The 10423-nt window shown below is 64.5% G+C and carries 7 protein-coding genes; 2 read left to right on the top strand and 5 right to left on the bottom strand.

The genetic code is table 11. The features are described 5' to 3' along the window. Positions 1 to 169 precede the first annotated feature (169 nt). Positions 170 to 4636, top strand: a complete 4467-nt coding sequence (hrpA, locus tag PWJ82_RS07490) for an ATP-dependent RNA helicase HrpA (protein ID WP_274736063.1) — start codon at positions 170 to 172, stop codon at positions 4634 to 4636. Between the two features lie 166 nt (positions 4637 to 4802). On the opposite strand, the gene PWJ82_RS07485 is transcribed toward hrpA, so the two are convergent. The 5 genes from PWJ82_RS07485 to PWJ82_RS07465 form a co-directional block, all read right to left on the bottom strand. Then, positions 4803 to 5501 carry a hypothetical protein gene (locus tag PWJ82_RS07485; protein ID WP_274736062.1) on the bottom strand — a complete coding sequence of 233 codons (699 nt, stop codon included), beginning with the start codon at positions 5499 to 5501 and terminating at the stop codon, positions 4803 to 4805. Positions 5502 to 5661: 160 nt separating this feature from the next. Then, positions 5662 to 6714 (bottom strand): hypothetical protein, encoded by a 1053-nt coding sequence (locus PWJ82_RS07480; RefSeq protein ID WP_274736060.1) that lies wholly within the window; start codon positions 6712 to 6714, stop codon positions 5662 to 5664. 68 nt (positions 6715 to 6782) lie between these two features. Then, entirely contained in the window at positions 6783 to 7436 is a 654-nt protein-coding gene (locus tag PWJ82_RS07475) for a low molecular weight protein-tyrosine-phosphatase (RefSeq protein WP_016441962.1), read from the bottom strand. A gap of 376 nt (positions 7437 to 7812) precedes the next feature. After that, on the bottom strand, positions 7813 to 8934 hold the full coding sequence (locus PWJ82_RS07470; protein ID WP_016441963.1) for an ABC transporter ATP-binding protein: 1122 nt from the start codon (positions 8932 to 8934) through the stop codon (positions 7813 to 7815). Between the two features lie 353 nt (positions 8935 to 9287). After that, on the bottom strand, positions 9288 to 10241 hold the full coding sequence (locus tag PWJ82_RS07465) for a LysR family transcriptional regulator (protein ID WP_274736059.1): 954 nt from the start codon (positions 10239 to 10241) through the stop codon (positions 9288 to 9290). A 48-nt stretch (positions 10242 to 10289) separates the two neighbouring features. Here PWJ82_RS07465 and PWJ82_RS07460 point away from each other — a divergent pair, with 48 nt between their 5' ends. After that, positions 10290 to 10415 (top strand): hypothetical protein, encoded by a 126-nt coding sequence (locus tag PWJ82_RS07460; protein WP_274736057.1) that lies wholly within the window; start codon positions 10290 to 10292, stop codon positions 10413 to 10415. Positions 10416 to 10423 lie beyond the last annotated feature (8 nt).

The raw sequence follows: 10423 nt of genomic DNA, 5'->3' as shown, positions 1-10423 counted from the left end.
CGGGGGGGGGGGGGGCGATCCGGGCGGGGAGGCGTATTCACCCCCGGCGGGGGCGCGTTTTTAACCCCGGGCGCGGGGGGGGGGCCGGGGACTGGGCCGCGGCCCCCACCTGTTTCCCTCGCCCGCGGGCAACCTCGGCTCACAAAGGCGTGGAATAATGAGGCACGATATGGATAAGTCTCAGGAACCCGCAGCGCCCTCCGGCAAGGGCGAGGCAAACCGCCACGCCCGCACCCACCAGCGCAACGGTGATGGCTCGACCGGCCGGCAGGAAAGTGGCGCTTTGCGCCGTCGTCGTTCCAAGCGCGGTACCCACAACAGCCGCAACGCCGGCGGCAACCGCAACCCGCGCAACCCGCGCGGCCCGCGGCCGTTCACCCCGGCGCAACTCGAAGCGCGCCGAGCGGCCGTTCCGCACATCACCTACCCGGAAACCCTGCCCGTTTCCGCCCGGCGCGCGGAGATCCGCGCGGCCATCGCCGCGAACCAGGTGGTTATTATCGCCGGGGAAACCGGTTCCGGGAAAACCACCCAGCTGCCGAAAATCTGCCTGGAGCTGGGCCGGGGCATCACCGGGCTTATCGGGCACACGCAGCCGCGGCGCATCGCGGCCCGCTCGGTTGCCGAACGCATCGCGGCCGAACTGGGGCAAAAAGTTGGCGGCGCCGTCGGCTATCAGGTGCGTTTCACCGAAGAAGTGGGCCCCACCACGCTCGTCAAACTCATGACGGACGGTATCCTCCTCGCGGAAATTCAATCCGATCCGCAACTGCTGCGCTACGACACCCTCATTATCGACGAAGCGCACGAACGTTCCCTCAATATCGACTTCATCCTCGGCTACCTCGCGCGCCTCCTCCCCGCCCGTCCCGACCTCAAAGTCATCATCACCTCCGCAACCATCGATACCGAGCGATTCGCCGCGCATTTCGGCGAGCACCGCGCGGGCGGGCGCCCCGGCGACACCGCGCCGATTATCGAGGTATCCGGACGCACGTACCCGGTGGAAATCCGGTACCGTCCACTCGATGAGGAGCAGGACACGGAACACGAGGAGCAGTACGACGACGCCGGTGCGCAGCGCGTAACCGCGCCGCGCACCCCGGGCCGGGCCGCGGCACTTGATCAGGTGAGTGGAATCGTGGCGGCTGCCGAGGAGCTCATGGCGGAAGGTGAGGGAGATATTCTGGTCTTCCTCTCCGGGGAGGGCGAGATTCGGGATACCGCGAAGGCCCTCGATGATGAGCTCGGGGCAAGATATGTGGCCCCCGGGGGGAGGTCCAGTGCTCCGGGAGCCGTGGAGGTCCTGCCGCTTTTTTCGCGTCTTTCCGCGGCAGAACAGCACCGCATTTTCCAGCACGGGCCCTACCGGCGCATTATTTTGGCCACGAATATTGCCGAGACCTCGCTGACGGTACCCGGAATTAGGTACGTGATTGACCCGGGCACGGCCCGTATTTCGCGCTACTCGAATAAAACGAAGGTGCAGCGCCTGCCCATTGAACCGATTTCGCAGGCCAGCGCCAATCAGCGCTCGGGGAGGTGCGGGCGTGTTATGGACGGGGTGGCGATTCGGCTCTATTCCGAGGATGATTTCCTGGCTCGGCCCGAATTCACCCAGCCCGAGATTCAGCGCACGTCCCTGGCCGCGGTTATTTTGCAGATGCTCGCGCTCGGGCTGGGCGCCGTCGATGATTTTCCCTTTATTGACCCGCCGGAGGCACGTGCGGTGCGGGCCGGCACCCAGCTTCTCGAAGAAATCGGGGCGATTAGTTACGAGGGTGGTTTCGGGGCCGCGAGCGCGTTTGGGGCGGACAACCGCCACGCCCCGCGCTTGACCGCCATCGGGCGCCAGCTCGCGCGCCTTCCCATCGACCCGCGGCTGGGCCGCATGCTTATCGAAGCGCAGCGCAACGGGTGCGCTTCCGAAGTGCTGGTGCTGGTGGCGGCGCTGTCGGTGCAGGATGTGCGCGAGCGCCCCACCGAGAAACGCGCCCAGGCCGACCAATTCCACGCGCGTTTCACAGCCGGGTCGTCGGATTTCCTCGCCTATCTGACGCTGTGGCGCTATCTGCGCACCCAGGCGCGCGAGCTGTCCGGTTCGGCGTTCCGGCGCATGTGCCGGGCGGAATTCCTCAACTACCTGCGTTATCGCGAGTGGGCGGACGTGGTGGCACAGCTTGAGCAGATGGCGCGACCGCTGGAGCTAACGATCCGCCGCCTGGCGCTGCCCAGCCCGAAGCAGATCCGCGCCGCGGCCGAGGCGGGGGCACCTCAGCTGGGCGGAGCTCCGAATTCCGGGGCGGTAGCCCACGCCTGCCGCGAGCTTGGGCGCGGTTCGGATACCCCGGAGTCGGGGGCGATTCACCGGTCGCTGCTGGTGGGGCTGCTGTCCAATATCGGCAATTATTCCCCGCGCAGCCGTGATTACCTGGGTGCGCGCGGCACCCATTTCGTGATCTGGCCCGGTTCCGGCCTGCACCGGCGCACCCCCGAGTGGGTCATGGCCGCCGAGCTGGTGGAAACTTCCCGGCTATTTGCCCGCACCGTGGCCGCGATCCAGCCGGAGTGGATCGAGCCGCTGGCGAAGAAGCTGGTGCGGCGTTCCTATTCGGAACCGTATTGGTCGGCGAAGAACGGCGCGGCGATGGTCCACGAAAAGGTGACGCTCTACGGGGTGACCCTGGTGGCGGACCGCCCCGTGCTGCTGGCCACTTCCGGTTCGGATGCGGCGCGCGAGCTAGCCCGCGAGATGTTTATTCGCCACGGCCTGGTTGAGGGCGAGTGGCGCACGCACCACGAGTTCCTGGCACGCAACCGCGCGGCCCTCGAGGAGGCGGGCCGCACCGAAGATAAGCTGCGCCGCCACGGCCTGGTGGCTGATAATGATGCGCTGACCGCGTTTTACGAGGAGCGCATCCCGGAGAGCGTGGTCTCCGGACGGCATTTCGATTCCTGGTGGAAGAAGGAACGGCAAGCCCGGCCCGAGCTGCTCGATTTCACGCAGGATTTCTTGCTGGGTGGCGCTGGCGGCGCCGGCGAAGAGGACTTCCCCACCGAATGGCACCAGGGCGATATCACCCTGCCCATTACCTACACTTTCGCGCCAGGCTCCTTCAACGACGGCATCACCGTGGACGTGCCCATCGCCCTGCTGCCGCGGCTACGCCCGGAAGGTTTCGACTGGCTGGTGCCCGGAATGCTTGATGAACTGGTGGTCGCCACGATTCGTGCGCTGCCCAAACGCGTACGCCGCAACCTGGTGCCTGCCCCCGACGTGGCCCGCGATATCCGCGCGGTGCTGCCCGGTTGGGAGCAGGCGGTGCACGGAACGGAACCGATTTCTTTCGAGGACGCTTTTCGCGCGGCTACGGCCCGCGTGCGGGGTATTGAGATCGACGACGCCGCATGGCAGGAGGTACATCTCCCCGCGCATCTGACTGTGAATTTCCGGGTGCGTTCGGAGCGGGGCGCGGTGCTTGAGGAATCGACGTCGCTCGAGTATGTGCAGCGCAGTCTTGCCCCGCAAACCAAGGAAGCGGTGGAAAACGTGGTGGCCGGGGCGGTGGCCCAAGCCCTTGATGAGGCGCGGGCGCGGTTGCGCAAGCCGAGCTCGGCGAAACAGGGCACGGAGCACTCCGCGGGCGCACAGTCTGCGGGCGCCCCATCCGCCGGTACGCCAGCTGCACGTTCGGCCAGCACCACCAGTTCGGAAGGGGCGGCCGCCGCCGAACTCGCATCCGGGGATGCTTTGACCGGCTGGCCCGAGGTAGAGCAGGGGATTATCCCGGCGGTTATTGAAACTGAGGGCCCGGCCGGGACGGTTCGTGCTTACCCTGCGCTTGCTGACCGCGCCGGAAAGGTTGTGCTGGATGTAGTGGCGGAGCCGGGCGAGCAGGTGCGGGTGCATCGCGGCGGCGTGATTCGGTTACTCGCGGATGCGCTGGCGCTGCCCGAGGGCCGGATTACCTCGCGCTGGGATGGCGAGCTGGCTTTGCAGCTGGCGGGTAGCCCGGCGCCTTCTACGGCGGCGCTGGTGGCTGATGTGCAGTGGGCGGCGGCGCGGAATCTTGCCGACCGCTGGGGTGCGGCTAATGATGCTAGCCCGGAGGAGCTGCGTTCCGGGCGTGAATTCGAGGAGTTGCAGGCTTGGGCTCGCGATGAGTTCGAGGACGAGGTGTTCCTGATTGCGCAGGGTGCGGGCAAGGCTGCGGCTGCGTGGGCGGAAGTGGAGCAGCTGGTGCGGGATAACCGCTCGGTGGCGCTGCTTGCCACCATGAGCGACGAGCGCGCTCATCTGGATGCGCTCATGCCCGCCGATTTTGTGCGGGCCACGCCGGTAGCACGCTTCTGGGATCTGCCGCGTTATCTTCAGGCCGCGAAGCTGCGTATCGAGAAGGCCGCGGTGAATCCGGCAGCCGATGATTCACTCGCTTGGCAGGTGCAAACCGCGGCGGACGCGGTGGAGAGTGCCCGTGAAGAAGCCAGCTACGCGGCTTTCGATCCGGGCCGCGCCCGGGTGCTTGACCACGCCCGCTGGCTCCTGGAAGAACTGCGCGTCTCGCTTTTTGCCCAGCAATTGGGCACCAAGGAAAAGGTTTCCGTCAAGCGCATCCAGAAGCTATTGGCTAGCTAAACTCCATAAGAGCCGCGTGCATCTCAGAATTCACACCAGTCACAAGAATCCCAGCGGGGGCGCTATGTGTTGTGAGAGCTGTACTTCATTTGTCGCACATGCGAAGTACACCTCGGAAAAACACCCCGCCCCGCCGGAGCGGAATGCGTCGTCGTACTTCTTGTAATTACAGGAGGCTGACGATGCCCATGATGACGGCGGCGAGCAGCGCGCCGGCAATCATTCCGCCCCACCATTCCAGCTGGTCCCCGGTGGTGACACGGTCGAGGGACTGCGGCTTGAACGGGAGCACCGGCGCGGTATTGGGCAGCAGCTTGGGGCGCTGTTCCAAGGAGCGCATGAGGGCTTCTTGTTCCGGGCTGGCTTGCTCCACGTTGGCGAGCCCGCCGTAGCCCTTTTCGGTTTGTCGCAGCGGGAGCAGGGTGCCGGGCTTGCTCTCCGCGAAGCCGGCCTGCTCGGCGCCATGCACCGCGATAACGGTGCGGAAATCCGCGGATTTATCCACCGGGCGAACCACCACCGGCACCATGAGAGCCTGCTTGCGCCGGCTATTGCCGACCGTGCGCATGCGCCGGCTTTCGTCGGTCCCCAGCACCCGAGCAACCACATCCACGCCGGGAGCAGCCGGCGTTTTATCGCGGATCAGCCAGGGCAGCGCCAGCAGGAAAGCCACCACCGCGAAGGCCGGGATTAGGTAGAGCGCACGCGAACCGACCAGGGCATTCGGGAACGCAATAAGTCCGAGCACCACACCCGCGCCCAGGCCCCACAGGGTGCCGGTGCATGCCCGCCGGGCGTGATCGATAGGCCGCGCCGCCGGGAGGTTGCCTTCCCGCCAAATCTCAGCCACAACGTTGGTGCTCATACGTCCTTCCTCTTCCCTCGCATAATTAGTCGCCAGCAGTTATCCGCTCGCCGTTGCTTGCAGGCGGTTTCTGGTACCTCGCTATTCGCGGGCGCTCCGGCCGCGCTGCGTGCCGGCAGCCCCTTTGCGGGTCAATCCGCGCTTTCCATGGTAACCCGGGCTAGCGCAGGCTTTCACTTTCCAGCACCACATCCCCGTTCTCCACCCGGAAGCGAACCGTATGCTCCCGCTCGAAAACCCGCGCGGTATCCGAACGTTTCTCCCAGCTCAGCGGGGCAACAAGCCGCCACTCATAGCTGCGCTCCAGCGTGCCTCCCCGCACGCTCACTGTTCCACCCAGCCCTTCCACAGCCGTGCTCACCTGCGGCTTCTCTTTCCAGCTCAGCTTCTCTTTACGGGTGTCCCCGAAAGTGCGATCCTTGCGGAAAGCGGCCGGGCAGCCAGCTGGCGGCATCGTCGTACCATCACCGCGCACGCAACTTTCCACGAGGCGTTCCACCAGTTCCACCGCGCGTTCGCCCGCGGCCGGGGTGGCCTGGGCGCTGAGACGCGCGGTCGCGGTCTGGCCGGGCCGCACCGTGGCGGTGGCGCCGGCACCGAAGGTGAGGTAGCGCGAATCGCCGGGCGCCGCCACGGTGTAATCACCGGGGAAAGCCGGGGCGGATTCCTGCGGCGAGAGGGCGACGGGTACGTCGTTGATGCTGGTGAGAGCGGGAGGAGTGGAGGCTGTGCCGGCGGAGGCCGGTGATTCGCTGCCGGTAATGTGCGTGGTGCCGTTACCGGAAGCTTGATCGGCATCGCGCTCCACGCGCAACTGCCCGAGGGCACCCTCGCTCACCTGCCAGCGCGGACTCAGGATCGCGGTGGTGCCGCGGCGCACCAGAGTGATGCTCAAGGGTTCTTGAGTCCCGTTGTAACTGACAACGCCGTCCACGCGCACGGCGGTTTCGGTTTCGATACGGCGGGTTTCGCGCACCTGAAAATCAGCGGGCCGGCCCGGGACAGCGCGATAGACTTCGTCGCTCAGCAGGGCGAGGGAGCCGGAAAGTGCGCCGGGATCGGTAAGGCCCAGCGCATCGCGAGCGCGGCCGTCTTCGAGGGCATTCATGTAACGGCTGGCCACGGCCGCGGGCGAATAGTAGGTGGCCGCGAGGAGCTGGCGCACGGCCAGCACAGCCACGGCAATCAGCACCACCGCGAGTGCGCCGAACAATACGCCCCGCCGCCGCATAACTATACGGGTGCGCGCCGCGGGCTGAGGGCTCACTGCGGGCTGAGCGCTCACCGCGCTGCGGGCAGGTTACCGCGCAGCAGCTCCACCAGGCGCTCAGAGCCGGCTTCTACGCAGGCGAGCGTCGCTTCGAATTCGCGCGCCGAACCGCCCCACGGATCGGGCACATCGTACTCGCCAGATGAATAATAAAAATCGGAAGAATGCTGGCGGCCCGAGGCACGCCCGGCATCGTCGGAAAGAACCCCGCCGTGCCCGAATACGCCCTCCGGCGCGATCCCCACCTCCGGCAGCGCGAACTCGGTCCACAGGTGAATATTGGTCAGGGAAAGCGACAGGGAGCGGCACAGCCGGCGCACCGCCCGGGCGTGGCCGGTGGTCATAGCCAGAATCAGGCCGGCGTTTTCCAGTTCATCGGAGGTGACGCGGTGGGCCCGGTGGTGATCGGGCAGGTCATAGCCGTGTTCGGTGAGGGTGCGTTGGGCGGGCGGGTAAATCGGATTACCGGATTCCTCATTCGAAACCCCCGCGGAGGCCACCGCAATATCAATACCGGCCTCGCGCAACCGCTGGCGCAGCACGATTTCCCCCATGGGAGATCGGCAAATATTCCCGGTACAGACAACAAGAATGCGGGGCCGTTCCGCCAGCGCGCGAACGACGCCCGCACCGGGGTAGGCAGCGGGAGTGGCACTTTCCGTCATGCTGGCAAGTCTAGGCACCGCGCCTGAAAAGTTTTGAGCAGTAGGTCTCATCGAGTGCATACTACGCTGAAAGTATGCAGAATCCCGGGATAGAAACGCCCGAGCGCCTCCGGGCGTGCGCCCCGCATCACCCGTGTTGAACTGCGGAAAAGTCACATCCGGGCAGTTAGGCGCCGCGATTACGCATAATCGCAGCTGAAAGCACGTGATTTTCGCCACGATATGCGCGGGGTACGTTTCATACACGGCTTAGTTTTTGCGTCATTTATCTACAACGACGACGCAGGGCCGGGGCGCGGCGCGCCCCGGCCCTGGGAATCAGGCCACTGTCTTAGCTGCCCAGCATCGCCTCAGTAATGCCGGTGCCAGCCCCGGGCTAGTTGATGCGGGTGCCGTCCCCGGCGTGGAATACATGGATAGCATCCAGATTCGGGGTGGCATACACGGTGTCACCCACCGCGGGGGCCTTGAACGGTGGAATTCGCACAACCACCTGGGAGGAGCCATCGCCCGAGCCGAAACCGGACTTCTCCACGCCGGCGATCTCGCCATAAACGTAGTTATCCGAACCCAGGTTCTCCACCATATCCACCACGATCGGCACCGAGCTTTCCCCGGGTTCACGCGTGAGCTCCGTGAAGGATTCGGGGCGCACGCCCAGGATCACCTTGCCCTTGTCATCCGGAGTGATTGCGTCGATCACCGCACGGGGAAGGCGAATGCGCGCTTGGCCGAGAACTGCGTCGTCGCCCTCAATATTAAAGGTGCCGAGGTTCATGGCCGGCGAGCCAATGAAGCCCGCCACGAAAGCATTTTGCGGCCGGTTGTACAGCTCATCCGGGCTGCCCACCTGCTGCAAGACCCCAAAGTTAAGCACGGCGATGCGGTCGCCCATGGTCAGCGCTTCGGTTTGGTCGTGGGTAACGTACACCGTGGTAGTGCCCAGGCGGCGCTGCAAAGTCGCGATCTGGGTGCGGGTTTGTACCCGGAGTTTCGCGTCCAAGTTGGAGAGCGGTTCGTCCATGAGGAAGACCTGCGGGTTACGCACAATCGCGCGGCCCATCGCCACGCGCTGGCGCTGCCCACCAGAAAGCGCCTTCGGCTTGCGATCCAGGTACTCGGTCAGGTCGAGAATCTGGGCGGCTTCCTTGACGCGCTTATCGATTTCTTCCTTCGGGGTGCGCGCAATCTTCAGCGCGAAGCCCATATTCTCCGCCACCGACATGTGGGGGTAGAGAGCGTAATTCTGGAACACCATCGCAATATCGCGATCCTTAGGCGAAACATTGGTAACATCACGGTCCCCAATGTAGATACGCCCGTCATTAATATCTTCCAGGCCGGCCAGCATGCGCAGCGACGTTGATTTACCGCAGCCGGACGGGCCCACAAGAACAAGGAATTCCCCGTCAGCAATCTCGAGGTTGAGCTGGTTGACAGCCGGGGTATCCGACCCCGGGTAGATACGCGATGCGTTCTCAAATGTTACAGATGCCATTACTGGTCCCTTCACCGGCAGGTACGTGCCGGACGATCCGAGTGAAGAGTGCCGTGATGGGCACCCGAAGCTCCAGCAGTTGCGGGGCGACGACGCCCATCCGGCTTGCGCAACCCGTTCGGTACCAGCGCACCCAAAGGCCGCCAATCCCCTGAGACCACGAAGCCATTAACAGGCCACAATGCCCCCGCACCCGGAATACCCGGGCCATGTACAAATGCTGTGACTTCAGAGTGTCCACTCTGACACAGTCGCCCTGTGCGACATACTCAATTTTGCCAGGAGTGGGCGCGGATTTCCAGCTCTGCTGCCATTTTTTGCGCAAAGCTTCCAGGTTTTTCTCGGGTTCGGAGCTAGCTGGTATTCCCGGCGTCACCCTTTTGCGGCTGTAGGGAACGCACCCCCGCAGGTAGCGGAATCGCCAGAATAAGATCACGCAGATACTGCCCAATCGGAGTTACGGGCACCGCGGTATTCACCATCACCGCCACTTCCCGCCCGTAATCTCCCGCAATGGGAATGGCGCGCAGCCCCTCGTGATCGCAGCTCCGGAATGCCAGCAAGTTAATGACCGGGGTGAGGAGCCCCGCCTTGCACATATTCAGGAGGGTTTGCGGCTGCTCGGTGCGGAAATCCGCGATGCGCGGTTCCAGCTGCCACACATCAAAAGCGGCGCGCATTTCCGGGTCAATACTCAGGCCCGGCGCCCCGGTCAATCCCAGGGTTATCTCCGCGAGATCACCGGGATTCACAACCTCAACACCCTGAAAATCCGGGGAATTCTTGCGAACCACCGCAACATAAGGCTCCCACCACAGCCGCTGCGAATCCGGAATAGAGGGAAGGGAGCTAAACTGCGAAATAATGGCAAGCTGCGCACCTCCGGCAGTTACCTTATCCAATAATTCAGCCGAGGTACGCTCTAGCAAATTAACGGAAATACCCGGCTCCTCCAGCTGTAATTGCGCCAGCATTCCCGGGCAGAGCACCGCGGACACCGAGGGAATCACCCCCAAAGTCACCGAGCCAACCAAGCGCCCCGATTCGGTGTGGAGTTCCTCCACCGCATCACGCAACTTCACCAGGATTTCTTCGGCGCGCGGCAGGAAAATTTCTCCCTTCGCGGTGAGAGTACAGGGTACGTGGCTACGGTCCACCAGCGTGTGACCCGTTGCGCGCTCCAAATTCGCAACATGGAGCGATACCCGCGACTGACTGCTGTGGAGCAAACGAGACGCCCGCGAAAAGGACGATAATGTCGCAACAGCAACGAAAGACTCCAACCATTCAAGTCGGTCGATGCGCATAAAACCCTCCACGACTGTGTGGCACCAACTCGGTCTCCGATAATTTACATGTCTTTCAACAAGTCTCCCGCGTGGCGAGTCGGATCCCCCGGTGGTGCGCGGCTGCGCACCACCGGGCGGCGTCGTCGTTCCACCGCAGCCGCACCCACCCGGGAAGGCGACTTATCCGCGTAATCTCGCGG

This window comes from Actinotignum schaalii (assembly GCF_028864145.1).
Lineage (GTDB): Bacteria > Actinomycetota > Actinomycetes > Actinomycetales > Actinomycetaceae > Actinotignum > Actinotignum schaalii_B.
The sequence above is the reverse complement of the archived record's forward strand: the minus strand, read 5'-3'. Positions and strand labels throughout refer to the sequence as shown.

What these genes read in the sequence shown, in the direction of transcription:
- hrpA (WP_274736063.1), top strand. Translation starts at nt 170, where the DNA reads ATGGATAAGTCTCAGGAACCCGCAGCGCCCTCCGGCAAGGGCGAGGCA.
- PWJ82_RS07465 (WP_274736059.1), bottom strand. Translation starts at nt 10,241, where the DNA reads ATGCGCATCGACCGACTTGAATGGTTGGAGTCTTTCGTTGCTGTTGCG.
- PWJ82_RS07475 (WP_016441962.1), bottom strand. Translation starts at nt 7,436, where the DNA reads ATGACGGAAAGTGCCACTCCCGCTGCCTACCCCGGTGCGGGCGTCGTT.
- PWJ82_RS07485 (WP_274736062.1), bottom strand. Translation starts at nt 5,501, where the DNA reads ATGAGCACCAACGTTGTGGCTGAGATTTGGCGGGAAGGCAACCTCCCG.
- PWJ82_RS07470 (WP_016441963.1), bottom strand. Translation starts at nt 8,934, where the DNA reads ATGGCATCTGTAACATTTGAGAACGCATCGCGTATCTACCCGGGGTCG.
- PWJ82_RS07460 (WP_274736057.1), top strand. Translation starts at nt 10,290, where the DNA reads ATGTCTTTCAACAAGTCTCCCGCGTGGCGAGTCGGATCCCCCGGTGGT.